The 26,651-nt window shown below is 58.4% G+C and carries 26 protein-coding genes and 1 pseudogene; 14 read left to right on the top strand and 13 right to left on the bottom strand.

The annotated features are described in order from the left end of the window. Positions 1-1,959, bottom strand: coding sequence for an ABC-F family ATP-binding cassette domain-containing protein (locus DU506_RS02425; protein ID WP_114485362.1), 1,959 nt, complete (start codon positions 1,957-1,959; stop codon positions 1-3). Positions 1,960-1,987: 28 nt separating this feature from the next. Here DU506_RS02425 and DU506_RS02420 point away from each other — a divergent pair, with 28 nt between their 5' ends. The 7 genes from DU506_RS02420 to DU506_RS02390 all read left to right on the top strand — a co-directional run bounded on the left by DU506_RS02420 (position 1,988) and on the right by DU506_RS02390 (position 8,186). Further along, positions 1,988-2,560 carry a TIGR02444 family protein gene (locus DU506_RS02420; RefSeq protein WP_114485361.1) on the top strand — a complete coding sequence of 191 codons (573 nt, stop codon included), beginning with the start codon at positions 1,988-1,990 and terminating at the stop codon, positions 2,558-2,560. Between the two features lie 137 nt (positions 2,561-2,697). Beyond that, a complete protein-coding gene (locus tag DU506_RS02415; RefSeq protein ID WP_114485436.1) occupies positions 2,698-3,714 on the top strand; it encodes a TRAP transporter substrate-binding protein in 1,017 nt (338 codons plus the stop codon). A gap of 186 nt (positions 3,715-3,900) precedes the next feature. Then, the gene (locus DU506_RS02410; RefSeq protein WP_114485360.1) at positions 3,901-4,479 is read left to right on the top strand and encodes a TRAP transporter small permease; all 579 of its coding nucleotides are present in this window, start codon (positions 3,901-3,903) and stop codon (positions 4,477-4,479) included. Positions 4,480-4,509: 30 nt separating this feature from the next. Continuing rightward, complete coding sequence (locus DU506_RS02405) at positions 4,510-5,793, top strand: TRAP transporter large permease (protein WP_114485359.1); 1,284 nt, start codon at positions 4,510-4,512, stop codon at positions 5,791-5,793. 21 nt (positions 5,794-5,814) lie between these two features. Continuing rightward, the gene (locus DU506_RS02400) at positions 5,815-6,258 is read left to right on the top strand and encodes a universal stress protein (protein WP_114485358.1); all 444 of its coding nucleotides are present in this window, start codon (positions 5,815-5,817) and stop codon (positions 6,256-6,258) included. A 177-nt stretch (positions 6,259-6,435) separates the two neighbouring features. After that, positions 6,436-7,116, top strand: coding sequence for a BamJ family beta-barrel-assembly machinery protein (locus tag DU506_RS02395; RefSeq protein WP_114485357.1), 681 nt, complete (start codon positions 6,436-6,438; stop codon positions 7,114-7,116). 5 nt (positions 7,117-7,121) lie between these two features. Further along, positions 7,122-8,186: an alpha/beta hydrolase family protein gene (locus DU506_RS02390; RefSeq protein ID WP_114485356.1), complete on the top strand. Its 1,065-nt coding sequence runs from the start codon at positions 7,122-7,124 to the stop codon at positions 8,184-8,186. A gap of 42 nt (positions 8,187-8,228) precedes the next feature. On the opposite strand, the gene DU506_RS02385 is transcribed toward DU506_RS02390, so the two are convergent. Beyond that, entirely contained in the window at positions 8,229-8,828 is a 600-nt protein-coding gene (locus tag DU506_RS02385) for an SCO family protein (protein WP_114485355.1), read from the bottom strand. Positions 8,829-8,830: 2 nt separating this feature from the next. Then, positions 8,831-9,382, bottom strand: coding sequence for a hypothetical protein (locus DU506_RS02380; protein ID WP_235825404.1), 552 nt, complete (start codon positions 9,380-9,382; stop codon positions 8,831-8,833). A 66-nt stretch (positions 9,383-9,448) separates the two neighbouring features. Between DU506_RS02380 and DU506_RS02375 the strand changes: the two genes are divergently transcribed. Then, positions 9,449-10,366, top strand: a complete 918-nt coding sequence (locus DU506_RS02375) for an AEC family transporter (RefSeq protein ID WP_114485354.1) — start codon at positions 9,449-9,451, stop codon at positions 10,364-10,366. 233 nt (positions 10,367-10,599) lie between these two features. Here DU506_RS02375 and DU506_RS02370 read toward each other — a convergent pair whose 3' ends face one another. Further along, positions 10,600-11,526, bottom strand: coding sequence for a LysR substrate-binding domain-containing protein (locus tag DU506_RS02370; RefSeq protein ID WP_114485353.1), 927 nt, complete (start codon positions 11,524-11,526; stop codon positions 10,600-10,602). 208 nt (positions 11,527-11,734) lie between these two features. Between DU506_RS02370 and DU506_RS02365 the strand changes: the two genes are divergently transcribed. Continuing rightward, the gene (locus tag DU506_RS02365) at positions 11,735-13,114 is read left to right on the top strand and encodes an L-serine ammonia-lyase (RefSeq protein ID WP_114485352.1); all 1,380 of its coding nucleotides are present in this window, start codon (positions 11,735-11,737) and stop codon (positions 13,112-13,114) included. Positions 13,115-13,169: 55 nt separating this feature from the next. Here the strand turns inward: DU506_RS02365 and trmB are convergent, their stop codons facing one another. From trmB to thiS, 4 genes are all read right to left on the bottom strand, one after another. Further along, entirely contained in the window at positions 13,170-13,931 is a 762-nt protein-coding gene (gene trmB / locus DU506_RS02360) for a tRNA (guanosine(46)-N7)-methyltransferase TrmB (protein ID WP_114485351.1), read from the bottom strand. Between the two features lie 90 nt (positions 13,932-14,021). Continuing rightward, on the bottom strand, positions 14,022-15,392 hold the full coding sequence (gene iscB / locus DU506_RS02355) for an RNA-guided endonuclease IscB (protein ID WP_114485350.1): 1,371 nt from the start codon (positions 15,390-15,392) through the stop codon (positions 14,022-14,024). A 316-nt stretch (positions 15,393-15,708) separates the two neighbouring features. Continuing rightward, on the bottom strand, positions 15,709-16,506 hold the full coding sequence (locus tag DU506_RS02350) for a thiazole synthase (RefSeq protein ID WP_114485349.1): 798 nt from the start codon (positions 16,504-16,506) through the stop codon (positions 15,709-15,711). Positions 16,507-16,536: 30 nt separating this feature from the next. After that, entirely contained in the window at positions 16,537-16,737 is a 201-nt protein-coding gene (gene thiS / locus DU506_RS02345; protein WP_114485348.1) for a sulfur carrier protein ThiS, read from the bottom strand. Between the two features lie 103 nt (positions 16,738-16,840). Here thiS and DU506_RS02340 point away from each other — a divergent pair, with 103 nt between their 5' ends. Continuing rightward, positions 16,841-17,239 carry a DUF423 domain-containing protein gene (locus DU506_RS02340; protein ID WP_114485347.1) on the top strand — a complete coding sequence of 133 codons (399 nt, stop codon included), beginning with the start codon at positions 16,841-16,843 and terminating at the stop codon, positions 17,237-17,239. On the opposite strand, the gene DU506_RS02335 is transcribed toward DU506_RS02340, so the two are convergent. Next, positions 17,236-17,652 carry a PaaI family thioesterase gene (locus tag DU506_RS02335; RefSeq protein ID WP_114485346.1) on the bottom strand — a complete coding sequence of 139 codons (417 nt, stop codon included), beginning with the start codon at positions 17,650-17,652 and terminating at the stop codon, positions 17,236-17,238. The genes DU506_RS02340 and DU506_RS02335 overlap by 4 nt on opposite strands. Positions 17,653-17,770: 118 nt before the next feature. Beyond that, a complete protein-coding gene (locus tag DU506_RS02330) occupies positions 17,771-19,945 on the bottom strand; it encodes a malate synthase G (protein ID WP_114485345.1) in 2,175 nt (724 codons plus the stop codon). Positions 19,946-20,128: 183 nt separating this feature from the next. On the opposite strand from DU506_RS02330, the gene DU506_RS02325 reads away from it, so the two are divergent. Continuing rightward, positions 20,129-21,154 carry an alpha/beta hydrolase gene (locus DU506_RS02325; protein WP_114485344.1) on the top strand — a complete coding sequence of 342 codons (1,026 nt, stop codon included), beginning with the start codon at positions 20,129-20,131 and terminating at the stop codon, positions 21,152-21,154. Here DU506_RS02325 and DU506_RS02320 read toward each other — a convergent pair. Then, a pseudogene (locus DU506_RS02320) lies at positions 21,102-22,609 on the bottom strand (YifB family Mg chelatase-like AAA ATPase). The gene DU506_RS02325 and the pseudogene DU506_RS02320 sit on opposite strands and share 53 nt — an antisense overlap. 222 nt (positions 22,610-22,831) lie before the next feature. Continuing rightward, on the bottom strand, positions 22,832-23,221 hold the full coding sequence (locus DU506_RS02315; protein WP_114485343.1) for an accessory factor UbiK family protein: 390 nt from the start codon (positions 23,219-23,221) through the stop codon (positions 22,832-22,834). Between the two features lie 328 nt (positions 23,222-23,549). On the opposite strand from DU506_RS02315, the gene DU506_RS02310 reads away from it, so the two are divergent. The 3 genes from DU506_RS02310 (at position 23,550) to glnK (ending at position 25,690) form a co-directional block, all read left to right on the top strand. Continuing rightward, entirely contained in the window at positions 23,550-23,888 is a 339-nt protein-coding gene (locus DU506_RS02310; protein WP_114485342.1) for a P-II family nitrogen regulator, read from the top strand. Positions 23,889-23,956: 68 nt separating this feature from the next. Further along, positions 23,957-25,207, top strand: a complete 1,251-nt coding sequence (locus DU506_RS02305) for an ammonium transporter (RefSeq protein WP_114485341.1) — start codon at positions 23,957-23,959, stop codon at positions 25,205-25,207. 144 nt (positions 25,208-25,351) lie between these two features. Next, entirely contained in the window at positions 25,352-25,690 is a 339-nt protein-coding gene (gene glnK, locus DU506_RS02300; protein WP_114485340.1) for a P-II family nitrogen regulator, read from the top strand. 109 nt (positions 25,691-25,799) lie between these two features. On the opposite strand, the gene DU506_RS02295 is transcribed toward glnK, so the two are convergent. Continuing rightward, on the bottom strand, positions 25,800-26,576 hold the full coding sequence (locus tag DU506_RS02295; RefSeq protein ID WP_114485339.1) for a ferredoxin--NADP reductase: 777 nt from the start codon (positions 26,574-26,576) through the stop codon (positions 25,800-25,802). Positions 26,577-26,651 lie beyond the last annotated feature (75 nt).

The following is a 26,651-nucleotide window of genomic DNA, read 5'->3' as shown; positions in this document are numbered from 1 at the left end:
TCATTCGCTGCTGGAAACTAACTGTGCCTCCATGGCTTCGAGTTCCTCTTCGGCGGCAAGCCACTGTTGCTCGGCGGCATTGAGGCGGGTGGTCAGTTCGGCTTGGCGCGCCAATACCCGAGTCAGCTCTTCCTTGCGTGCGCCATCGGTATAGAGGTCGGCATCGCCGAGCTGCTCTTCCACCTGACTGAGTGCCTGCTGAGCGGTTTCCATCTCCCGTTCGACCTTATCGCGCTTGCGCTTGAGCGGACGCAATTTTTCCCGAAGTTCGGCGCCGGCCTTGCGTGCGGCCTTGCGCTCTTCGCGGCTTTCACCGCCTCCCTGTTCCGCCTGGCGTTCGGCCTTTTCGCTGCGGCTGTCGCGGCGCACGTTTTCCAGGCGCGTCTTCAACCAGGCGCGATAATCCTCGAGATCGCCATCGAATGGTTCGACGCGATGGTCGGCCACGCGCCAGAATTCATCCACCGTGGCGCGCAACAGGTGACGGTCGTGAGAGACCAGAATGACGGTGCCCTCGAAGGCCGCCAAGGCTTCGGTCAAGGCTTCGCGCATTTCCAAGTCGAGGTGGTTGGTGGGCTCGTCCAGCAGCAAAAGGTTGGGTTTTTCCCAGGCGACCAGGGCCAGCGCCAGCCGGGCTTTCTCCCCGCCGGAAAAGGTCGCCACCTTGCCGAAGGCGTCGTCTCCATGAAAACCAAAGCCCCCCAGAAAGTTGCGAATTTCCTGGTCGCTGGCGGTAGGCGACAGGCGTTGAACATGCACGAATGCGGTGGTGGAAAGGTCCAGGCTTTCCAGCTGATGCTGGGCAAAATAGCCGATAGCCAGATGCTCACCGGGAACCCGCTTGCCCGAAAGAAGCGGTAAGTCACCGATCAGCGACTTGATCAAGGTGGATTTACCCGCGCCATTGGGGCCAAGCAAACCGATACGTTGGCCGGGAAGCAGTGACACCTTCACTTGCTCCAGCTGTACGTTCTCGTTGCCATCCTTGTCGCGGTAGCCCAGCCGAGCGTCATCCAGCACCAGCAGGGGGTGAGATGTCTTGTCGGCGGCAGGAATGGTGAAGTGAAAGGGTGAATCGACATGGGCCATGGCAATGGTGCCCATGCGTTCCAGCATCTTGACCCGGCTTTGTGCCTGACGGGCCTTGGTGGCCTGAGCCTTGAAGCGGGCGATGAAACGCTCGATTTCCTCGCGGCGCGCCTGTTGCTTGGCGGCTTCGGCCTGTTGCAGGGCAAGTTTCTCCGCCCGGGTACGCTCGAAACGTGAATAATTTCCGCGATACAGGGTCAGTTGCTGCTGATGAACGTGAACGATGTGATCACAGACCGCATCGAGAAAATCTCGGTCGTGGGAAATCAGCAGCAAGGTGCCGGGATAACGGCCGAGCCACTGCTCAAGCCACAACAGCGCATCGAGATCCAGGTGGTTGGTGGGCTCGTCGAGCAGCAATAGATCCGAGGGCATGAACAAGGTGCGTGCCAAATTGATGCGCATCCGCCAGCCCCCGGAAAAAGCCGATAATGGACGCTTGAGATCTGCCTGGACGAAGCCGAGCCCCACCAGCAACTGGGCCGCGCGGGATTCGGCACGATAGCCGTCCAGGGTTTCGATCAAGCCGTGCAGTTCGGCTTCACGGTGAGCGTCGTCGCGCCGGCGTGCGTCTTCCAGTTGAGCTTCGGCTTCGCGCAAGGCATGGTCGCCATCCAGAACGTAGTCGAGAATGGCACGGTCGAGTGTCTCCACTTCCTGGGCCATATGAGCGATTCGCTGGCCCCCGCTCATGTGAATATCGCCACGATCCGGACCCAGTTCACCCAGCAACAGTTTGAACAGGCTGGTTTTACCGGCCCCGTTGGCTCCGATGATGCCGGCCTTGACGCCGTCATTGAGGGTAAGGTCGGCGTCTTCCAGTAGCGGCTGGGTGCCGCGTTGCAGGGCAACTTGGCGCAGTGCGATCATGCAGGCTCCCGAATCAAAGGGTAATACGATGGGTGATTCTAACCGATTGGCGCACTTGGAGCAGACTCCTCTGTGGGACTTTGCCTTGAAATGGTACTCATGCCCCGGTGTTGAAGCCGCTTGCCTGCGCTTGCAGGACGAGGCCGGGGTGGATGTATGCGAATTGCTGTTTCATGGCTGGCTGTATAGTCACGGCCTTCAGGCCTCGCCTGAGCTGGTGGAAAAGTACCAGGAAGAACGCCTGCGTTGGCAGCATGAGGTCACTGCTGTGTTACGCGAGTTGCGTCGTGGGCTCAAAACCGAGGCAGCTACCAGGCAAGGGGTGATGGCGCTGAGAGAAACGCTCAAGCAGGCGGAGCTTCTGGCGGAGCGTGAAAACCTTCAACGCTGGCAGGAGTGGGCGTTGGACGAAACGACCTTTGAAGCTCGCTTGCGAGTGATGCCAGTATCCCCGGGTGACAGTGCTTGGTGGCTAAAAAACCAAGTGGTTACGCAAGACCAAGCAGACCGGGATGAAGCGCTGGATTATTCAGCCTCAACCCTTGAAAGTGCCTGGCAGACGTTGGGGCGACAGCTTGACCCCCTGCATGTAGCGCGCTAGCCTGAATTCAAATTACGTCTGAAATGACTGCCATCTTGCTTAAACGCCGGGTGGTGATACCGCTTCGGGTAATCTGCATAGCCAATGGTTATGCAACCTATTGCAAGGGGAACGACTTGATGAAAACAGCCCAATTGATGAAAACAAGCAAGCTTCTAACCACCGCAAGTATTGGTGCCCTGCTATTTGGTCTATCGGCAGCCGCCTATGCCGACAACTGGCGTTATGCCCACGAAGAATACGAAGGTGACGTTCAGGATGTGTTCGCTCATGCCTTCAAGGATTATATCGAAGAGAATTCCGATCATTCGGTTCAGGTCTACCGCTTCGGCGAGCTGGGCGAGTCGGATGACATCATGGAGCAGACGCAGAGTGGTATCCTGCAATTCGTCAACCAGTCCCCCGGCTTTACCGGCTCGCTGATTCCCGAGGCGCAAATCTTCTTCATTCCCTATCTGTTACCTACCGATATGGAAACTGTGCTCGAGTTCTTCGACGAAAGCGAAGCCATCAACGAGATGTTCCCGGAGCTATACGCAGAGCACGGCCTGGAACTGCTGCAGATGTACCCGGAAGGCGAAATGGTGGTGACAGCCGACGAGCCGATTACTTCTCCCGAGGACTTCGATAACAAGAAAATCCGCGTGATGACCAATCCGCTGTTGGCCGAGACCTACAATGCCTTCGGCGCCACCGCCACGCCGCTGCCTTGGGGCGAAGTCTATGGCGGTTTGCAGACAGGCATTCTCGATGGCCAGGAAAATCCGATCTTCTGGATCGAGTCCGGCGGTCTTTATGAAGTATCGCCACACCTGACCTTCACCGGTCACGGCTGGTTCACTACCGCGATGATGGCCAATCAGGACTTCTACGAAGGGCTTTCCGAGGACGACCAGCAGTTGGTCCAGGATGCCTCTGATGCGGCCTACGACCATACCATCGAGCACATTCAAGGGTTGGCCGAAAGATCACTGGAAAAGATCCAGGAAGCCTCCGATGAAGTGACAGTGACCCGTCTCACCGAAGAGCAGATGCAGGCATTCAAGGAACGTGCCCCGCAGGTTGAGGAAAAATACATCGAAATGACGGGCGAAGGCGGCCGTGAATTGCTGAACCAGTTCCATGAAGACCTCGAAGCAGTGACCGAGGACTGATATTACTGGCAAGAGCAAGTGACAAGGGGGCAGCTAAGCTGCCCCCTTGTCGTTTGTACCTGTACCTGTATCTGTATCTGCGTCCAGCCAGCGTTGAACCGAACGGCATACCAACAGGGGCTTTGCCGGTAAGCTGCTAGGAAGCCATGTTTTTACTGCATCAGCTGCAGAAAAGGGAGTGCGGCCATGTCTGATGAAGAAAATGAAAGAAATTACCGGTCCGGCCTTCCGGGGGTACTCGGCACGGTCGATACGCTAATCAGCAAACTTGAAGCAGTCATTCTAGCAATGGGCGTCTTGTTGATGGCTTTCAACACCATTGCCAATGTCATTGCCCGTTTCGTATTCGGGGAGAGCATTTTCTTTTCCGGTGAAATCAATCGGATATTGATCATCATGATCACCTTTGCGGGGGTCGGTTATGCGGCGCGTCACGGTCGTCATATCCGCATGTCGGCGATTTACGATGCGCTCCCGGTGGGAGGGCGCAAGGCGCTGATGATTTTCATCTCCCTGTTCACCGCGATGGTGATGTTCTTCCTGCTTTACTACTCGATCTACTACATTCTTGACCTCTATTCGCGAGGCAGGATTCTTCCGGCGTTGGGATTCCCGATCTGGGTGATCTATATCTGGGTGCCATTGGGGTTCTTGATCACGGGTATCCAGTACCTGCTGACGGCTATCAAGAACATGACAACGCGTGATGTGTATCTATCGACCGCTGTACTTGATGGTTACAAGGATACGGAAACGGAAGTCTGATCTAGGGCGTCATGCCCGGGGGAACGAATAATGACGACGATAATGGTTGTGACCATGATTGCCTTGCTGTTGCTGGGCTTTCCCATGATGGTGCCGTTGATAACCGCGGCGGTCATCGGTTTTTACATGATGTTCAATGGCTTGGGTCAAATGGAGACCTTTATTCAGCAGATGGTGGCGGGTATTCGCCCAGCCTCGCTGATCGCGGTTCCCATGTTCATCCTTGCCGCCGACATCATGACGCGTGGCCAATCGGCGAATCGCCTTATCGCCATGGTGATGTCCTTTATCGGGCACGTGAAAGGTGGGCTTGCAGTGAGTACCGCCGCTTCCTGTACCTTGTTCGGCGCTGTCTCGGGTTCCACTCAGGCCACGGTAGTCGCCGTCGGTTCACCTTTGCGCCCCAAGATGCTCAAGGCCGGCTATTCCGACTCCTTCACCTTGGCTTTGATCATCAATGCCAGTGATATTGCCTTTCTGATCCCGCCGAGTATCGGCATGATCATCTATGGGGTCATTTCCGGTACGTCGATCGCCGAGCTGTTCATTGCAGGTATCGGGCCAGGGCTGCTGATTCTCTTGATGTTTTCAGCTTACTGCGTGCTTTACGCGGTGATACGTGACGTGCCTACCGAGCCCAAATCCACCTGGCGGGAACGTCTTTCCGCCGTGCGTCAGGCATTATGGCCGCTGGGTTTTCCGGTGATCATCGTCGGAGGCATCTACGGCGGTATTTTCAGCCCTACGGAAGCCGCCGCTGCCTGTGTGCTTTATGCCATTCTGCTTGAGTTCGTGGTGTTCCGCTCGCTGAAGATGAACGATATCTATGCGATTGCCAAATCCACCGGCCTGATCACCGCGGTGGTATTTATCCTAGTGGGAGTGGGCAACGGTTTCTCATGGATCATCTCGTTCGCCCAGATTCCACAGGCTATCCTCGAAACCGTCGGGGTCAACGAGGCTGGGCCTACAGGGGTGTTGATCGCCATCTGTATCGCCTTCTTCGTAGCTTGCATGTTCGTCGACCCCATCGTGGTGATCCTGGTGTTGACGCCGATCTTTGCACCGGCCGTGGCGTCGACAGGCCTGGACCCGGTGTTGGTAGGTATCTTGATCACCTTGCAGGTTGCGATAGGGTCGGCGACACCGCCCTTCGGGTGCGACATATTCACAGCCATCGCGATTTTCAAGCGGCCCTACTGGGATGTGATAAAAGGCACGCCTCCGTTTGTTTTCATGCTGATATTGGCTGCGGCACTGTTGATCATGTTCCCGCAAATCGCGCTGTTCTTGCGTGACTTGGCCTTCCGGTAACCATCCATAAGGAGTCGCTGAATGTTCAATCGCATACTGGTACCGGTGGATGGTTCGAGGGGCGCCCTGAACGCACTGGAAAAAGCGGCAGCGCTACATTTGTTGACCGGTGCCGAACTTTATTTGCTGTGTGTCTTCAAACATCACAGTTTGCTTGAAGCATCGCTTTCCATGGTACGTCCGGCCAAACTCGATATACCTGATGAAGCACTCAAGGAGTACGCCACGGAAATCGCTATGCACGCCAAGGCGCACGCTATCGAGCTTGGGGTTGATGCGCTTAGTGTGCGTTCCTTTATCAAGGGAGGGCAGCCGTCGCGCATTATTTCGCGTTTTGCGTTCAAGCACGATTGTGACCTTATCGTGATCGGTGCCCAAGGCACCAATGGCGAAAAAGGTGCGTTGCTGGGTAGTGTGGCGCAACGTGTGGCGGGCTCGGCACACTGTCCTACACTGGTGGTGTGATCGAGACGTCTTACCGAGATTTCTGATTCGTACTGATAGCGGGCCGAGGCGGATGCAGCCTCGGCCCGCTGGTGTTAGGCTTTGTGTGAAACTGGTTATTTATTGATGCATGGCGCTTTTTCCTATTAGCTTTTCTTTTTAGCTTTTTCTTATCAATCGTCTAATTAAGGTTATGTAATGAAAACACTGCTTTCTTCTACTGTTCTGACAGGTCTGTTGGTCGCCTCGCCCTTGGCGTTGGCCGCACCGGAAACCGAGCAAGAACAACTGGCCTACAGCCTTGGGGTAACCTTGGGCGAAAGCATGCAGGAAGACATCAGCGATCTGGACATGGATACCTTTACCCAAGGCATGCGTGATGTCTTTGAAGGCAATGAACTTGCCTTGAGCGAAGAGCAGATGTCCGACGCCTTGATGGCTTTTCAGCAACGCTCTCTGGAAGCTCGTCAGGCCGAGGAGGAGGAGGCTGCTCAAGCCAACCTGGACGTCGGTGAGACCTTCCTGGAAGAGAATGCCGCTCGCGAGGAAGTCAAGGTAACCGAATCCGGCCTGCAATACGAAGTGGTCGAGGCTGGAGACGGCGCTACACCGGGGTCTGAAGACACCGTCGAAGTTCATTACGAAGGCATGCTGCTGGATGGCACCGTATTCGATAGCTCGTACGATCGCGGTGAACCGGTCAGCTTTCAGGTCAGCCAAGTGATCGAAGGCTGGCAGGAAGCGCTGCAGCTGATGAGCGTAGGCGACACCTGGATGGTCTATATTCCCGCCGAACTCGGTTATGGCGCTCAAGGCCAAGGTCCCATCGGCCCCAATGAAACACTGACGTTCCGCGTGGAATTGTTGGACGTCGAGTAACCGCCATGAAACGCACCATGACAGTTTGTGTGCTGATGGGTCTGGGAATGTCAGCGTCACTGCATGCGGAGGAAACGGCTGAAACCCCGATGGCGTTGCCTGCTTTGGCAACCTCTACCGAGCAAGTGAGTGTGGTGGGGGTATCCTCCGGGGGATATATGGCCAGCCAGCTGGCAGTGGCTTGGCCAGAGCGTTTTAACGGTCTGGGCGTGCTGGCTGCCGGTCCCTGGGGTTGTTCGCAAGGCTCGCTTAGCCTGGCGTTGAATCAATGCATGATGACGCGCCGGGGATTGCCTGATCTCGACCAACTGGAGCAGCGTCGCCAGGATTATGCCGAGCGCGGCGAAATCGGTAGCCGAGAGGCGCTTAGCCAACTGAAGGTCTTCATTTGGCATGGCGAGAATGATCCGGTGTTCGACCCCAGGTTGAGCGATGCGTTGGCGGAGCAGTTTTCCACCTGGCTGGATGCGCCTGACCAGCAGCTCAAGGTGGTGCGCGATGAACAGGCGGGACATGGCTGGCCGGTACGCCTGCCCCAAGAGGAAACCGTAGCGCCCGAGACGTTGGGAGACTGTCAGGAAGGTGGGGGAAGCCACGTTTTATCCTGCGACAAGGGTGTTGCCGACGATATGATGGAGTGGCTGCATCCTCAGCGGGAGGCGCAAGCCTCTGGGCAGGACGGTGAATTACTGCGCTTCGATCAGGCGGAATTCGATGCCAAGGGACTGGCTGACGTGGGCTACCTGTTCCTGCCGCCGGGCTGTGCCGACGGCGATTGTGGGGTAACACTAGCGCTGCATGGCTGCCAGATGAGCCATGAACAGATCGGTGAGACCTTTGTGCGTTACAGTGGCTTGAACCGTTGGGCACTTGAACATGAGCAAGTGGTACTTTATCCCCAGGCAACCACCACTTTGGGCAACCCCCAGGGCTGTTGGGACTGGTGGGGGTTTGCCGAAAGCACCTGGCAGATAAGTCCCCTGCATGAAACACGCAGCGGTACTCAAATCGAAGCCTTGATGGCCATGCTGTCGCGTCTGCAGGAATCTACCGAGAGGTCATCTCAATAGAGCCCTTCTCACGACGAGGGGCGTCTCAAGAGAGGGCCCCTCTCAACCTTCCAGCACGCCTTGAAGCGCTGAAACCAGGGCATGGGGGGTGGGTGAATACAGCACTCGCTGAAGAAGCTTGCCCTCAGGGTTGACCAGATATAATGAGGCGCTGTGGTCGATGGTGTATTCCATGGACGACTCCGGCGTCTCTACCCGCCGCCAGATCACCCCGTAGCGCTCAGCCAGTTCTTCAAGCTGCGCCTGGCTGCCGGTAGCCCCGATAAATTCCTCGCCGAAATAACCCATGTATTCCTTCAGGCGTTCCAGTGTATCGCGCTCCGGGTCGACGGAAACCATCACCGGCACGACTCTTTCACGCTGCTCGGCGCTCAGTTTCTGTAATGCCTGACGCTTGACCGACTGATTCATGGGGCAGATGTCGGGACAGTAGGTATAGCCGAACGAGAGTACAGCGATCTGGTCGTCGGCCAGCTGGGTCAGTGAAAAATCGCCTTGAGTGGACGGTAACTCTACCGGGCCGCCGATGATATCCCCATTGGAGGAAGAGGCTTGCTGGTGGTCGTACCAGGCAATGCCGCCGAACGCTATCAATACAAGCGTAACGGCGCCGATTCCCAGACCGAGTATTTTTCGTGACATCGTTAACTCCGGGTTACGTCGAAATCGAACCAGCTGCCCATCTTGCCCTGTGGGGTATCGATAATCACACGGGCACGCCAAGGCATGACTGCTTGAGTGCATATACCCACTTGGCCGATCCCTGAAAACAGATTGGGTGCGGTTTTTTCAAGCGGAAAACGGTGCAGGCCCATGTCCATGTCACGCCCGACGAAATCCACCTCGGCAGAGCTTGCCTGAATGTCTTCCAGATGCAGGTTCAAGGGCAGGGGTTGTAGCGCCTCGATATGGCCTTCCGTATCGATGGCCAGGGAAATGCGACCATGTTTACCCAGCGTCGCCGAGCAGGGTGCTTCATGCAAATTGCACCCCGGCTGGGCAGGAAACCAGGTTACGTTGGTATCGTCACGTAGCCAATGCGTGAGTAAATACCAGCCGCTGACGGCAAGCGCCAGGCAGGTGAGTAACGTCAACAGCCGTAGGATGGGATAGCCTGGCGATGCGCCGGCGGATTCCGGAGTGGTGTTCATGGCAGAATAAGTGACTACGCAAGTGTGGCGGAAAGTGTTTTCCATACTAGCAGCATTTAGCGTGAAGCCCCTGTGCCGGGATGTCGCAGAATACGAGGAGGAATAACCATAATGGGAAGTGTTGCGGGTGCGCTGGGGCCACTTTTCTTGCTGATTCTACTGGGTGCCTTGCTGGGCCATTGGCGCCAGCCGAGTGCCACTTTCTGGCCGCAGATGGAACGCTTGATCTATTTCCTGTTGTTCCCCGCCATGTTGGTGTCCACTCTGGCCACTGCCGACGTCAACCAGGTGCCGGTAGGCCGCCTGGCATTGGTGCTGTTGGGCGCCATTCTACTAGGCAGTTTCTTGCTGTGGCGGCTGCGTCACTGGCTCGGGCTGGAGGCGCCGGCCTTCACCTCGGTATTTCAGGGGGCGGTACGCTTCAATACCTATGTGGGCGTCGCCGGAGCGGCGGCCTTGCATGGCAGCTTGGGCGCCACCACAGCTGCGGTCGCGGTGGCTTTAATGGTGCCGGTGGTCAATGTGCTGTGTGTGGGAAGCTTTATCGCTGCCGGTACGTTGGGGCCTTCCAGCCTGGGCAAGAGTTTTGCCGCTCTGGCGCGCAATCCTTTGATCCTGGCCTGTATTGCAGGCATTACGTTGAATCTTTCCGGGGTGGGCTTGCCCGGCTGGAGCGGAGGTGCCGTGGAGCTTGTCGGGCGCGCGGCACTGCCGCTGGGGTTGGTGGCGGTGGGGGTGGCGCTGCGCCCGATGGCGTTGTTGCGTCTTGATCGCGGCCTCGTTGCCTCCAACATGATCAAACTGGGCTTGATGCCGCTAATGGTGCTAGTGCTGGCGACATTACTGGGGCTGGATACGGTCAGCCGCGATGTTGCTTTGCTGTTCGCCGCGCTACCCACGGCCACATCAGCCTACATCTTGGCGCGCCAATTGGGCGGTGATGCTGAAATGATGGCCGCCTTGATTACCGGTCAGACACTCTTGGCCATGGTCACGTTGCCTCTCTGGCTACGCCTGGCGGGAGGATGAGAAAAACTAAATAAAAAAGATTCGCATTATTATTGACGCGTTAAATGAGAATGATTACAGTGTGGGTGTGGCGTTGGTGAGGCGCTACACGACCAAGACGGAACTTGCCAGTTTCTGTCATGGTTTCTCCCTCTCATTGCTAGTCACGGTCTTTTGCCGCCCTCCTGCAGGGCGGCTTTCTTTTTTCGCAACGCCCCCCCAGCTTTATGCCATGCCCCCGTGTAGGTTACACATCAGCCCAGTGGAACAGGGCTGCGCGCCTCATTGACGATCCAGTCATGCACCGCCAGAACCCGGGGATCATCCAGAGCGCCCGGGCTATTCAGGATACCGTAATGCATGCCGGTGGCGACCCGCTCGGAGAAAGGCGCAACCAAGGTGCCGCTTTCCAGCTCGCCGCTGATCAGCGTCTGACGAGCGATGGCCACGCCCATGCCGGCGGTCGCCGCTCCAATGGTCAGCTGGTTGCGGTTGAAGGTGTAGCCACGCTGCACGTTGACATGCGGGGCACCGATGGCTTGCAAGTAATATTCCCATTCGGCGTAGTCATGGCTACCACGCCAAGCCGTGACGTCATGCAGCAAGGGGTACTCGGCCAGATCCTCGGGGCGGCGCAACGGTGGGTGCTTGCGTAGCAGCGCCGGAGAGCAGACGGGAAAGATGTACTCCTCCATCAACGGCGTGATCGAAAACCCTGGAATCTGGCCATCGTTGAGGTCGATGGCCAAGTCAAAGTCGACGTCACGCAGCGAGATGGTGCTGTCTTCGGCCAGCAGATGCAGCTCGATATCGGGAAAGCGCGCCTGCAGGCGTGGCAAGCGCGGCATCAGCCAGCGGGCTAGAAAAGAGGGCACGCTACGTAGCCGAATGATACCGCTCATCACCCCGGAGCGCAGCCGTTTAACCTCGAGCCCCACCGCTTGATAAGCCTCATCCACCACGGCGGCCAAACGGCTGCCTTCTTCGGTCAGCTCAAGCTGGCGCGGGCGACGCAGGAACAACTTGAAGCCCAGCCGCTTCTCCAATTGCTTGATCTGTTGACTGATGGCGCCGGTGGTGACATTCAATTCCTCGGCGGCACGCGTGAAGGATAAGTGTCTGGCGCTGACCGCGAAAACTTTTAGCCAGGCGTGGGTCTGGGCGTTGAGCTGACGGTTCATGTTTGAGTTCTGCTAAAGTGTAGGAAAGATATTATCGATTGTGCCCAGTGCAAAGTGCGTTGAATATAGCGAAAACGCCTATTTTAGGCAGCTGGCCATATTGATAGTTTCCTTTATGATTTAGACGGGCTCATGCATGGCTGCCAGATAGAGTTCAGCTAAATATTGAGTTGATGGCGATGCTCGATGTCGCCTTGGAGCAAACGAGATGTCCATCAGTGTATTCGATCTTTTCAAGGTCGGCGTTGGGCCGTCGAGTTCGCATACGGTAGGCCCGATGCGTGCCGCCTACGACTTCGTGGCGGCACTGCGCGACGCCAACCGGCTGAGGCGTGTGGCAAGAATGGAAGTACAGCTGTTTGGTTCTCTCTCCGCCACGGGCCTTGGCCATGGTAGCGACCGGGCCGTGATCATGGGCTTGATGGGGCAGCGCCCCGACCATATCGACCCGGCGATGATCACGCCCGCCATCGAGGCCCTACAAGCCACCCAAACCTTGCAGCTCGACGGCCACCTGGCGGTTGCCTTCGACTGGTGCCGGGATATGCAATTGCACGAGGAAAGCCTGCCGCATCACCCCAATGCCATGCGTTTGATCGCCTACAGTCGGGATGGCGAACTGTACCGCAACACCTATTATTCGGTGGGCGGTGGCTTCGTCATCGACGAGGCGCAGGCCAGCACCGGTGAGCTGGATAGCGATACCACGCCCTTGCCGTATGACTTCAACTCGGCGGCTGAATTGATGAGGCTTTGTCGCCGGCATGGCCTGCGTATCAGCCAACTGATGATGGCCAACGAAATGGCCTGGCGCAGCGAAGCCGAGGTTCGTGCCGGGCTTCGAAAAATCTGGGAAGCCATGCAGGCGTGCGTAAAGGCCGGTCTTCAACATGAAGGCATTCTGCCCGGCGGGTTAAAAGTGAAACGCCGGGCAGCGGCATTGCACCGTCGTTTGCTGGTCATGGAGGAGGATAACAGCGTATTTGCCTCGACCTTCTCGGCCATGGATTGGGTCAATGTCTTCGCGCTGGCGGTAAACGAGGAGAATGCCGCCGGGGGGCGTATGGTGACGGCGCCTACCAATGGGGCGGCGGGCATTATCCCGGCAGTCTTGTGCTATTACATGAAATTTCACGACAAAGCCCGAGAGGAAGACGTGGTGGATTTTCTGATGGCTGCCGGGGCCGTGGGCATCCTGTGCAAGAAGAATGCGTCAATTTCAGGAGCCGAGGTAGGGTGTCAGGGAGAGGTCGGTTCGGCTTGTGCCATGGCCGCTGCCGGCCTTGCCGAGGTGCTTGGGGGCAGCGTGGGTCAGGTCGAGAATGCCGCTGAGATCGGGCTCGAACATAACCTGGGGTTGACCTGCGACCCGGTAGGAGGGCTGGTTCAGATCCCCTGTATCGAGCGCAATGCCATTGCGTCGGTGAAAGCGATCAATGCCGCTCAGATGGCCTTGCGGGGCGATGGCGAACACTTCATCTCGCTCGACAAAGTGATTCGCACCATGCGCGATACCGGTGCCGACATGCAGGATAAATACAAGGAAACGTCCCGTGGCGGCTTGGCGGTCAATACCATCGAGTGCTGATAGACCTGGTTTCATGGAAGAGTCACAGCACTCGAGGCTGATAGAGCCGCCGTTTTCAGTCGCTACGCTGGTAGATCAGATCCCATACGCCGTGACCCAGGCGTTCGCCGCGGGCTTCGAACTTGGTGAGCGGACGAAAGGCCGGGCGGGGCACATAAGGGGCACTCGATGCTTCGGCGGTATTGGCGAAGCCGGGAGCGGCGTCCATGAGCTCCGCCATCCATTGGGCATAGGCTTCCCAATCGGTGGCCAGGTGAAAGTTGCCACCGGGCTTCAAGCGGGTCCGAATCAACTCGACGAAGGCCGGCTGCACGATACGCCGCTTGTGATGCTTCTTCTTCGGCCAGGGGTCGGGGAAGAACAGTTGCAATGTATCGATCGAACCTTCCGGCAGGCACTGCTCGAGTACCGCCAAGGCGTCTTCGCGATAAATGCGCAGGTTGGTCAGACCGCGCTTGTCGGCTTCATCGAGCAACTTGCCCACGCCTGGGGCATGCACCTCGATACCGATGAAATCGGTTTCAGGGTGGCTCTCGGCCTGTTCGATCAGCGAATTGCCCATGCCGAAGCCGATTTCCACCACGCGTGACGCCCGGCGCCCGAACAGGGCATCAAGGTCCTGGAGGCCGTCGGCAAGACTGACGCCCAGACGCGGCCAGATAGCTTCCAGCCCGCGGGTCTGGGCCTGGGTCATGCGCCCGCCGCGGATCACGTAGCTTTTGATGCCGCGCCGATGCAGCGGGGCGTCCGGGTTTTCCGGGCCGCTATTTTCCGCAGCCGTTTCTTCGTTACCGACGTTGTCGTATGGTTCTATCATCGTTTTGCGCGGGAAACCCGGTTGCTTTAGCGCCGGGAGGGATAGCGCGTCGTGCGCCGCACGACTCGGGATTCCCTGTCCGCGCCTCCTTTAGTGTTGAGTCGTGGGTATCTGGTGGTAGCCGTAGCCATCACCGCGTTGCAACAGAGTGCAGTAGGGCCAGGAGATGCCCTGTACCGCGCCCTGTTCGGTTTGAATATTGAAACTGCCAGTCTTGCGGATTGCCACGCGACCCGTATGCGTGCCGGCCTTCTTGCCGGCCGGGACAATCGCCCTGACCCTATCGCCGGTCTGAAAGCCCTTCACTTGCTTCTGGCGCATCAGGTAGCCACGCGGAAAGCCGAACTTGTCGAGCCGGGTGCGCTGATAACGGCCGCGCCCCATGGCCTTGATGACCTGGGTGGGTACCCGCCAGCCTTTCAGGGTGTCGAACTTGCCGACACAGGCCGCATCCAGCGCATGGGTCTTGGGAATACCCAGGCGCTGACGGTTGTACTTGGTGCGACCGCCGCTGCCCACGGCGACGGGTAGACCAGTGGACTTCATTGCACCGAACAGTGCCCAGCGGGTGGCGTTGACGGCAGTGGCATCCCGCAGCGGTAATTTGAGCTGGCGCTGGACGCGCTCAAGGCGGACTTCCGCCGACAAGCCATTGGCTTTGAGGCGTTTCTTGAGTCCCTTGTTGGTGGCAAAGAAATCAGCAAGCCACTGGCTGTCCTTGGCCTGGTTGCAGTCGTGACAGGCGATGGTCAGGTTGGCCACCCGGCTAGAGCCGTTCCGAGATTTCGCTACCACATGCTCGATCTCCAGGGGCGTATCACCGGTACCGCAGTAGGCGCACTTTCTACCCCATTTTTCGAGCAGGTATTCACGCACCTCATAGCCCAGGAGCGTGCCTTGTTGATACTCAATGCCGGAAATCTCGGGGTTTTCCATCTTCTGCAGATCGAAACGCACCAGCTCCATGCTCAGGTGAGTCACCGGCGCCCAGCGGCACAGCTTGCCCACCCAGGCCATGGTGGTATCGACCCGGTGTTGCAGGCTGGGTGGTAGCCAGCCTTTCTTGCGCGTCCGGTTGTCGAAGCGTGGCTTGCGATGGCGCAGGTTCTTGCTGCGACGCCGACGCCGAAAACCGGCACGTTGCTCCAAGGCTTGGCGAATCTGGAAGCCCCGATGCACCAACTGAAACAGGCAAAGCACATGACGGATCGCCGGTGCCTGCTCGTCCGTTGCGTTGTCTTCCAGGCGCATAAGCGTCAGGCCGGTTTCCTTGCTGCCCGGATCAATGCCCAGCAACGTCGGCTGTAAGGTGCAGTCGCGCTGGCAGCGATCACGCAGGCGGATCATGAAAGGCGTCAGGTTCACCACCACCGCCCGGCCACGCTCCAGCAGCAGTCGGGCGCGCTTTTCACTACACGGCATCAACGGCTGCTTGTTCTTTCCCAATACGAACACCGCCATGCGATTTCCTTCTTAAATAGAACCCTTACGGGCCTGGTGACGCAGGTCTTCCAACCTGTCTCCCCCCGGGAATGTCTGCAACCGGCTCCTACCTTGCGGTAGCGACCAGAACCTACGGCGCTTTACCTTTCACCAGCATGATCCTGATCTTCCAGAGCGCCGCACTGAGCGAAGCATTCGGCGGTGGGTCTTGACGACCTATTGCAAACGTAGCGGGTTGGCTACCGCTTTCCCTGGTCAACCGGGCTTGCTGTCACAAGCCTCGTCCTTTAGGGCGAGGTAGTTGACGAGGTCTCGAGTAGCGTGGGGTCGGGTTTCAGCTGTTGATACGACCGGCAAAGGGGGAAGACGGCTCAGCGCTCTGGCGGCGCGGCATCCGCCCGGCGAGAAAGGCGTCGCGTCCGGCCTGTACCGCCAGCTGCATGGCACGGGCCATACGCAGCGGCTCACGCGCATGAGCGATGGCGCTATTGAGCAGAACGCCGTCGCAGCCCAGCTCCATGGCCATGGCGGCATCCGAGGCGGTGCCGATACCCGCATCCACCAACACCGGGACGGAGCTCTGTTCCACGATCAAGCGCACGTTATGCGGGTTCTGGATGCCGTGACCGGAGCCGATCAACGAGCCCAGCGGCATGATGGCGCAGCAGCCCATGGCTTCCAGTTCACGCGCCACAATGGGGTCGTCGCTGGTGTAGACCATGACGTCGAAGCCGTCGGCCAGCAGGGTTTCGGCGGCTTTCAGGGTTTCCACGACGTTGGGGTAAAGGGTGGTTTCGTCACCCAGCACTTCCAGCTTGACCAGTTTATGGCCATCGAGCAGTTCGCGCGCCAGGCGGCAAGTGCGTACCGCATCCTTGGCGGTGTAGCATCCGGCGGTATTGGGCAGTAGGGTATAGCGGCTGGGAGGCACCACGTCCAGCAGGTTGGGCCCCTCGGCGTCTTGCCCCAGGTTGGTGCGACGCACGGCAAAGGTGACGATTTCAGCGCCGCTGGCGGCAATCGCTTCGCCGGTTTCCTGCATGTCCTTGTATTTGCCGGTGCCCACCAGCAGCCGTGAATGAAAGGTCTGTCCGGCCAGTGTCAGTGGGCTGTCGTTGAATTGTTGTGTCATTGAACGTTTCCTCAAGATAAAGCCGGTAGCTTAACCACCACCGATGGCATGGACGATTTCTACTTGATCGCCGTCGGAGAGAGGCGTTTCGGCCAGCTGACTGCGCGGCACGATTTGCTCGTTGATCTCCACGGCGATACGGCGACCGGTCAGCCCGAGTGTCTCGACCAGGTCGGCCGCCGTGACGGCGCTGTCGAGCGCATGAGGTTCGCCGTTGAGTTGAATCTGCATGGCATCCTCTCAAATGATATGAAAACGCCCCTATTGTAGCGGCTCAGACAAGACCAAGGTATGGGAAAAGGGGAATAAGACAATGCCAACAGGAGAGACAAGGATGCGTGACAAGGCATGGTGGGTGGGCGTGGCGCTTTCCGGTGCGGTCATGGTGATCGCCGGCGCTTATGCCGCCCATGGAATGGCGGCACATGCCAGTGCCGTCATGGTCGGGGTGTTTGAAACCGGTGTGCGCTATCAAGCCTGGCATACTCTGGCGATGCTTGGGGTGTTGGCTTGGCGTGCGTCCATGCCCCTGGCGGGCCAGCGCTGGGTATTAGGGCTGTGGGCGCTGGGAATGCTGGCTTTTTCGGGGTCGCTGTATGCCATGGCGCTGGGGGGCTGGAACCTTGGCCTGGTAACCCCGCTCGGTGGGGCGCTGTTGATCGCCGGCTGGCTGGCGCTTGCGGTGGTGGCCTTGATGGCCGAGCGCCGCCGCTCTTCGGAACCCAACGCCTAGCGTTGTTCCGGTAGCGCGTAGCTTGCCGTGACATGCACCACTGGCCGGATGTCGTCGCTGGCCGAGAATATCTGCACTTCGCCCACCGCCAGCCGGCGGCCGAGCTTGAACAGCTTGGCGTGGGCGATAATGTCGTGATCGCCCGAGGCGGCCCGCAAGAAATGGCAATTTAGATCACAGGTGACCGCCATCGCTTCCGGGCCGATTTGCGCCAGTATCGCCACGTACAAGGCGACATCGGCAAAGCCCATCATGGTGGGGCCGGAAACCCGAGGGCCGGGGCGCAGGTGCTGGTTGCCGATCTTCAAGCGCATGGTGGCGCTCATTTCACCCACACCTTCGATCTTGCCCATGCGCTGGGGAAATACCTCGTCCAGAAAATGCTCGATTTGCTCGACAGTCATCACGGTCATTGGGGTTATCCTTGGATGATGGTGTGGTTGTAAGGATCCGTTAACGTTAACGTAAGAAAGCATAATTAAAAAAGCCCCGAGGTGCGAGCTCGGGGCTGAGTCGTGCAGTATTGGCCGCTTACTTGGCCTTGTGCACCTGGCGCCATTCGTGGAGCAACGGTTCGGTATAGCCGGAAGGCTGCACGCGACCCTTGAAGATCAGGTCGCTGGCGGCCTTGAAGGCGGTGGAGGCGTTGAAATCGTCACTCATGGCGGTGTAAGTCGGGTCATCGGCATTCTGCTTGTCGACCACCTTGGCCATGCGCTTCAGGGTCTCTTCGACGCGCGCTGCGTCAACGATACCATGGTGCAGCCAATTGGCGATGTGCTGGCTGGAGATGCGCAGCGTGGCGCGGTCTTCCATCAAGCCGACGTTGTGGATGTCCGGAACCTTGGAGCAGCCCACGCCGTGTTCGACCCAGCGCACCACATAACCCAGGATGCCCTGGCAGTTATTGTCGAGTTCCTGCTGAATCTCGTCATCCGACCAGTTGGCGTTCTCCGCCACCGGCACGCTAAGCAGGTCATCCAGAAGGTCCGGCTCGCCCTGGTCTTCCAGTTCGCGCTGAACCTGGGTCACGTTGACCTGATGGTAGTGCAGCGCATGCAGAGCGGCGGCGGTGGGTGAAGGCACCCAGGCGGTGTTGGCACCGGCCTTGGGATGGCCGATCTTCTGCTCGAGCATGTCGTGCATCAGATCCGGCATGGCCCACATGCCCTTGCCGATCTGAGCGCGGCCACGCAGCCCGCAGGCCAGACCGACCAGAACGTTGTTGCGCTCGTAGGCACCGATCCAGGCAGCGTTTTTCATGTCGCCCTTGCGGATCATCGGCCCGGCTTCCATGGCGGTATGCATCTCGTCACCGGTGCGATCCAGGAAACCGGTGTTGATGAACACCACCCGTGACGACGCTTCTGCAATGCAGGCCTTGAGGTTGACCGTGGTACGGCGCTCCTCGTCCATGATGCCCATTTTCAGGGTGTCACGCTGCATGCCCAGAATGTCTTCGACGCGCGAGAACAGGTCGTTGGCGAAGGCCACTTCCTGGGGGCCATGCATTTTCGGTTTGACGATATACACCGAGCCGGTACGCGAATTGCGCGGCTGGCTGGCATCCTTCTTGAGGTCATGCAGGGCAAGCAGCGAGGTCATCACTGCATCCAGAATCCCCTCCGGCAGCTCGTTACCGTCGGCATCGAGTACCGCCGGTGTGGTCATCAGATGCCCCACGTTGCGCACGAACATCAAGGAGCGACCGGGCAGGGTGACGCTACCGCCATCGGTGGTCTGCCAGGTACGGTCGGCATGCAGCCGACGTGTACTGGTCTTGCCGCCTTTTTCGATCTGTTCTTCGAGATCGCCCTTCATCAGGCCCAGCCAGTTGCTGTAGACACCCACTTTATCTTCGGCATCCACGGCGGCGACGGAGTCTTCGCAATCCATGATGGCGGTGAGGGCGGCTTCCGCGACGACATCCTTGACGCCCGCCGGATCCGTCTTGCCGATCGGGTGGGTCGGATCGATCTGGATTTCCAGGTGCAGGCCGTTGTTGGCAAGCAGGATGGTCTCGGGCTTGGCGGCATCGCCGGTGAAGCCGATCAGCTTGTCCGGGTCCTTGAGGCCGGTTTCACGCCCGCCTTCCAGGGTCACGATCAAATGCTCGTCGCGCAGCACGTACTTCACGGCATCACGGTGCGAGCCGGTGGCCAGCGGTGCGGCACGGTCAAGCACGCCACGCGCGTAGGCGATGACCTTTTGGCCACGCTTGGGATTGAAGCTGGTGCCTTTTTCGGCGCCATCGGCTTCGGAGATGACATCGGTGCCGTAAAGCGCATCGTACAGGCTGCCCCAACGGGCATTGGCAGCATTCAGCGCGTAGCGAGCGTTGCTTACCGGAACCACCAGCTGGGGACCGGCCTGAACGGCGACTTCACGGTCGACATTGGTGGTGGTCGCCGAGACATGTGCCGGTGCTTGAACAAGGTAACCAGTTTTCTTTAGGAAGGCGCGATAGGCAGGCATGTCCTGTACGGGGCCTGGGTTTTCGCGATGCCAGGTATCGAGTTCTTCTTGCAGGGTGTCACGAGTTTTCAGCAGTTGCTGATTCTTGGGTGTCAGGTCGTGAAACAGGGCGTCTACACCTGCCCAAAAGGCACTTTCATCAATACCGGTACCCGGTAGTGCCTGTTCCGTGATGAACTGATCCAGCTCGGCGGCCACCTGCAGGCGGTGACGCGTGATACGCTCGCTCATGGAATCTCTCCTGTGGAATGCCCGTGGGCGAATTGAGAGGCCACGGTCAGGGTGAAGTTACTTTGTGGAAAATACTTCCATATTTGGACTGTCATGTAAATAGCGTAAACGCTAAAGCCCCCGAATGCTCGACCAAATGATAAGCTTTACATCGGCCGCCTATGGGTTATACGGAGATATTGCATGAGTGATTTCCGTCATTTCGAGAACATATTTCGTGAGTGCCAAGAGGCGTCACGCTTGTCTCCAATTATAGTGGGTGGGCAGCTGGCAGACGTCCTGCAGGGCTATTTTTCTCATTATGGGTTGGAGACGCTGTTTGCCGAATCAAGCGAATTATATGCCGGTTATGTGGATACCGGGCACTTCCAGTTGTGGTGCCAGGTATGGAGCCCCCCGAAGCCGATAGGCACGGCGTTCGTGGTGCACGGTTATTACGACCACCTAGGGCTCTATCGGCATCTGCTCGAACGGCTGTTGGCGCAACGCTTTCGGGTGGTGTTATGGGACTTGCCCGGCCATGGCCTTTCCAGCGGGCCACGGGCGACGATTGAAGATTTTGCAGACTACCAGCACTGTCTGACCTACCTGCAGAACTACCTTGAGCAACAGGGCCTGGCCCCGAAACCCTGGCTGGGCGTCGGGCAAAGTACCGGTGCGGCGATTCTGGCCACCGATGCCCTGACCCGCGCCGATAATGCCCAATGGTCGGGACTGGTATTGTTGGCACCGTTGGTGCGCCCCTGGGGCTGGAGTCAGTCGAGCTGGGTGCATTGGTTGGCAAGTCCGTTCGTGAGCCAGCTACCGCGCAAGTACCAAGCTAACACCACCGATAAGACCTTCACCGACTTCCTGCGTGAACGGGACCCACTCCAGCACAACCACTTGAACGTGGCCTGGATCAGCGCCATGCGCCGCTGGATGCCTCGGTTGCTGGCGTTGCCACCCAGCCAGGTGCCCACCTTGATTCTTCAGGGCGAGCAAGACCTTACCGTGGATTGGGAATGGAACCTGGCGGTGCTGCAGGAAAAGTTTCCTCAAGCGGAAGTGCATCGTCACCCCGAGGCGCGCCATCATCTGGTCAATGAAGCTGAGCCCATTCGCCAAGTGTTGTTCAGCGCTCTGGATGGCTTCATCGACCACTTGGCGCTGTCGGCTAGCCACATTTCAACAGCCGATCCAGCTGACGATAACCAATCGCCTCCATGAGATGCGGTTGTGCCGGGCGAGGCTCCCCTTGAAGATCCGCCAGGGTCAGCGCCACGCGCAGTATCCGATGATAGGCGCGGGCCGAAAGCCTGAGTTTTTCCAGCACCTCGGCAAGCCAGGCGCGCTCATCGGCTTGCAGGGCGCAGGCGGCTTCGAGTTCGCGTCCACCCAGATGGCTGTTCAATGCCCCGCGCGCCAACTGGCGTTCCCGTGCAGCGATGACCCGCTCGCGTACCGCAGCGAAGGATTCGCCCTGGGTCTGGGCGGTGAGTTGCTGCGCCGGCAAGGCAGGCACTTCCACTTGAAGATCGATGCGATCCAGCAGCGGCCCGGAAACCCGCGCCTGATAACGCTGGATCTGGGCGTTGCTGCACTGACAACGTTGGCGCGGGTCACCCAGATGCCCGCAAGGGCAGGGGTTCATCGCAGCCACTAACTGGAACTGCGCCGGATAGCGGCGTTCGTGGCTGGCGCGGGCCAGATGGATGGTGCCGGATTCCAGCGTTTGCCTGAGCACTTCCAGCACATGACGGGAAAATTCGGGTAATTCATCCAGAAACAGTTCTAGGTGGGCAAGCGAGATCTCGCCGGGCTTGGGTTTGGAGCCGCCACCGACCAGGGCCGCGGCACTGGCACTGTGGTGCGGTTGCCGGAAAGGTCTTCGCCCCCAATGCTGGTCCAGCGTCAGCCCGCAGACCGAGCGCATGGCTGCCACTTCCAGGGCTTCATCGTCGCTCAGCGGCGGTAAAATGCCGGGCAACCGGCTGGCGAGCATGGTCTTGCCGGTGGCACGGAGGACCTGCAAACAGGAGATTATGGCCACCTGCTGCGGCGACTTCCAGGGCGCGGCGTGCCTGATGCTGTCCGCGCACCTCGGCCAGGTCGTCGATCAGGCCTTCCGCCTTGGCCCTGGAGCCCAGCCGGTGCGGCACAATGGATTCCTGGCCGAGCAGATGGGCGACCACCTGCCAGAGGTTGTCGGCAGGCAATACCGCCAAGTCACCGGCCAGGGCGGCTTCGTCGGCGCATTCACGGGGGATGATCAAGCGGCGCCCCGTGCGACGGGTGGCCAGCGCAAAGGGCAGCACCCCGGGAAAAGCGCGCAGCTTGCCGTCCAGCGCCAGTTCTACGGCGCACTCCATGCCTTCCAGGGCTTCCACCGGAAGCTGGCCGGAGGCCGCCAGGATCCCCAGGGCGATGGGCAGATCGAAACGCCCGCCTTCCTTGGGCAGATCCGCCGGGGCGAGATTCAGGGTAATGCGCCGGGTGTTGGGAAAATCGAAGCCGGCGTTGACCAGCGCACTGCGTACCCGCTAGCGGCTTTCTTTCACGGCGGTTTCCGGCAAAGCCCACCAGGGTCAAACCCGGTAGGCCGTTGGCCAGATGAACTTCGACATGCACTTCCGGTGCTTCCAACCCCAGCCCGGCACGGGTGGCGACAATGGCCAGTGTCATGAGCGTTCCCTCGCAGTTTTTCCCCAACCTAGCCTATTTGACCCTCTCGTGTAAGCCGAAGGGGTTAGGTGTTCCCAGGAAAATTGATCCAGAACAGTCTGGGCAGGTTGATCCTGCCCGTTTCGCGAGTGGCGGCGACAAGGTCATGCGGTCAGCGAGGGGAGCATCATAGAAACCGAACATCAAAAAAACCAAGCCCAGCGGGTGTGGGCTTGGGTTGGATCAGGAATCGCCGGGCTTGGGGGATTTGGGTGAGGTGTCCGCCGCTTTGGGGGCATCGTTGTCGGCGTCCACCGGGAGGGGCGGTGCTTCGGCTTCCATGGGGGGCGTGTCTTTAGCCGGGACAGGCGCGGCGGAAGTGGACTGTGCTTTATCCACCGCCGCTTCTAGGGCGGCCACCTGGCTTTCCAGGGCCTCGACACGGGCGCGGGTACGCTGCAGCACGTCCATCATGATATCGAAATCTTCCCGCGACACGAGCTCGAGGCGGTCGAATGCACCGCGCACGACCTGCTGCATGCTTTTTTGAATGTCTTCGGGGGCTTGGGATGCATTCTGCAAACGCTCGCCGATTTGCTGAGCCAGCCGGCTAATGGGGTCTTGGGGCGCCATGGCACTCTCCTGAAAGTAAAGCCTGTGGAATTTGGCGTTGCTTTTTACGGTATCCCTCACAGGATACGCAACCCGATGACGACGCGCATGTGCTTGTCGGGGTCTTTTATGCATCAAAATGATGCGAGCGCCGTCACAGGCTGTTCTTTTATGGTGCATCAGTGGAAAACAACTCTTGGAATCCCTCTGGCTTGGCCACGAAAATACAAAAAATTTAAAAATAAATTACTGAAATAAAAGAGTTAAATTATTGGTGGCACGGTATGCGCATTAACGGTTCAGGTAGTTGCCGGGCGGCATTTGCCGCTGTTCACCAAAGGAGTTCCGGATGAAACTCATTACCGCCATCATCAAACCATTCAAGCTGGACGACGTGCGCGAAGCCCTGGCAGAAAATGGGGTTCAAGGGATCACCGTCACGGAAGTCAAAGGCTTCGGTCGCCAGAAAGGCCATACAGAACTTTACCGGGGTGCCGAGTACGTGGTGGATTTCCTGCCCAAGGTCAAACTGGAGGTCGCGGTCGACGACGACCGTCTGGAAAGTGTTCTGGATGCCATCTGTAACGCAGCCAATAGCGGCAAGATCGGGGACGGCAAGGTGTTCGTCACCCCTCTTGAAGATGTCATCCGTATTCGTACCGGTGAACGCGGCGCCGATGCCGTTTAAATCTGATGCCATTTAAACCTCTCGCCGTCTAGCGACTGCGTCGTTTGCAAGCTTAAGGGGACATTCCAATGACGGAATTAACAGAGCTGAGTTATGCGCTCGATACCTTCTATTTTCTGATCTGTGGTGTGCTGGTGATGTGGATGGCCGCGGGCTTTTCCATGCTGGAAGCCGGTCTGGTGCGCTCCAAGAACACCGCTGAAATCCTGACCAAGAACATCGCCCTGTTCGCCATCGCCTGCACCATGTACCTGCTGGTGGGCTACTACATCATGTACTCAAGCCCGGGCGGTGGGTTTTTGCCTAATCTCGGTTTCCTGCTGGGAGGCGAAAATAGCGTGGAGGCGGTGACCGCCGGAGGCGATGATGCCCCCTACTATTCCATGCGTTCCGACTTTTTCTTCCAGGTGGTGTTCGTGGCTACCGCCATGTCGATTGTCTCGGGTGCCGTGGCCGAACGCATGAAGCTCTGGGCCTTCCTGGCTTTTGCCGTGGTGATGACTGCCTTCATCTACCCGGTATCCGGCTACTGGACCTGGGGCGGCGGCTGGTTGTCCGAAATCGGGTATTCCGACTACGCCGGTTCGGGAATCGTCCACCTGGCGGGTGCCGCCGCGGCGCTGGCCGGTGTCCTGGTGCTGGGTCCGCGTAAGGGCAAGTACGGCAAGGACGGGACTATCTTTGCTATTCCGGGTGCCAATATGCCGCTAGCCACCTTGGGCACATTCATTCTGTGGATGGGCTGGTTCGGGTTCAACGGCGGCTCTGAATTGAAGATGTCCGATGTGGCATCCGCCAATAACGTCGCTCAAGTCTTCGTCAATACCAATGCCGCCGCCGCCGGGGGTGTGATCGCCGCACTGGTCCTGGCCAAGCTGTGGTTCCGCAAGGCGGACCTGACCATGGCGTTGAATGGTGCTCTTGCCGGTCTGGTCGCGATCACCGCTGACCCCTTGTCGTCTTCTGCGCTAGGCGCCGCGGCCATTGGGGCCGTGGGCGGGCTGATCGTGGTGACTGCCATCGTCACGCTGGACAAGATGAAACTCGACGACCCGGTGGGCGCCATTTCCGTACACGGGGTCGTGGGCATCTGGGGTGTGTTGGCGGTGCCGTTATCCAATGGCGATGCCACCTTCGGTGCCCAGCTCATCGGTATCCTGGGGATCTTCGGTTGGGTGTTCCTGGCCAGCCTGGTTGTCTGGCTGATTCTCAAGGCCGTGATGGGCATCAGAGTCAGTGAAGAAGAAGAATATGAAGGTGTGGATATCACCGAATGCGGTCTCGAAGCCTACCCCGAGTTTAGTGCCAGCAAGAAATAAAGCAAAAACAAATAGCTGTCGCTTACCTGGTGAGCTGGCGTGCTCCTTCTGGCCTCCCTTCGGGGAGGTCTTTTTTATTCTGTGACCTGGGCGGTGTATGCTTGGGCGCTAAGCTCGATAACATGATCCATAGAGGAATTGGCGATGAAACTGATCACAGCAATTATCAAGCCGTTCAAGCTTGACGACGTGCGCGAGTCGCTGTCCGAAATTGGCGTGCAAGGCATCACCGTGACGGAAGTGAAAGGCTTCGGCCGTCAAAAGGGTCACACGGAGCTTTATCGAGGCGCCGAGTACGTGGTGGATTTTTTGCCCAAGGTGAAGTTGGAAGTGGCGGTGGATGATGAAATGGCAGAGCAGGTCATTGATGCCATCACTCAAGTGGCCAATAGCGGCAAGATCGGCGACGGCAAGATTTTCGTGATGCCGTTAGAGCAGGTGATTCGTATCCGTACCGGCGAAACCGGCAAAGACGCGGTGTGATCGTCACCGGGTTGCGTCAATCAAGTTAGCTGCGGCAATAAAAAGTCCCATCGCATTGAAGCGGTGGGACTTTTTTCGATGACGACTTTTCGATAACGCCGGGGCGGGATTACTTCTCGACGAAGGCGCGCTCGATCACGTAATCGCCCGGCTCACCCATACGTGGCGAAATATTCAGGCCCAACTCATCAAGCAAGGTACTGGTGTCGTCGAGCATGGCCGGGCTGCCGCAGATCATGGCGCGATCCTGGCGCGGGTCGATGGGGGGCAGGCCGGTATCCTCGAACAACTTGCCGGTGCGAATGTGGTCGGTCAGACGGCCCATGGTATGGAACTCTTCACGGGTGACCGTGGGATAGTAGACCAGTTTTTCAGCGATCTCTTCACCCAGGTACTCATGCGCGGGCAGCTCACGGGTGATGAAATCCGTATAGGCCAGCTCGGAAACGTGGCGTACCCCATGAATCAACACGATCTTTTCGAAGCGCTCAAAGACTTCCGGGTCCTGAATCAAACTCATGAATGGCGCTAGACCGGTGCCGGTCGAGAGCATATAGAGATTGCGCCCCGGCAGAAGGTCATCGGTGACCAAGGTGCCGGTGGGCTTGCGGCTGACCATGATCTGATCGCCGACCTTGAGGTGTTGCAGGCGTGACGTCAGCGGGCCGTCAGGCACCTTGATACTGAAGAACTCAAGGTGATCTTCGTAGTTGGGGCTGGCGATGGAATAGGCGCGCATCAAGGGCTTACCGTTTACTTCCAGGCCGATCATGACAAATTGACCATTCTTGAAGCGCAGGCTGCGCTCACGGGTGGTGCGAAAGCTGAACAGCGAGTCGTTCCAGTGATGAACGCTGAGGACTTCTTCCAAGGCGAATTTGCTCATGATGACTCCTTGCTGTTGGGTCGCTTTTTATTCGCTTTAAGAATAAAAAAATTGAGTAAGGTTGCCGACAAGTCT

It is taken from the genome of Vreelandella rituensis (assembly GCF_003336665.1).
In the GTDB taxonomy this organism is placed as follows: domain Bacteria; phylum Pseudomonadota; class Gammaproteobacteria; order Pseudomonadales; family Halomonadaceae; genus Vreelandella; species Vreelandella rituensis.
This window is presented reverse-complemented; position numbering and strand designations above follow the sequence as displayed.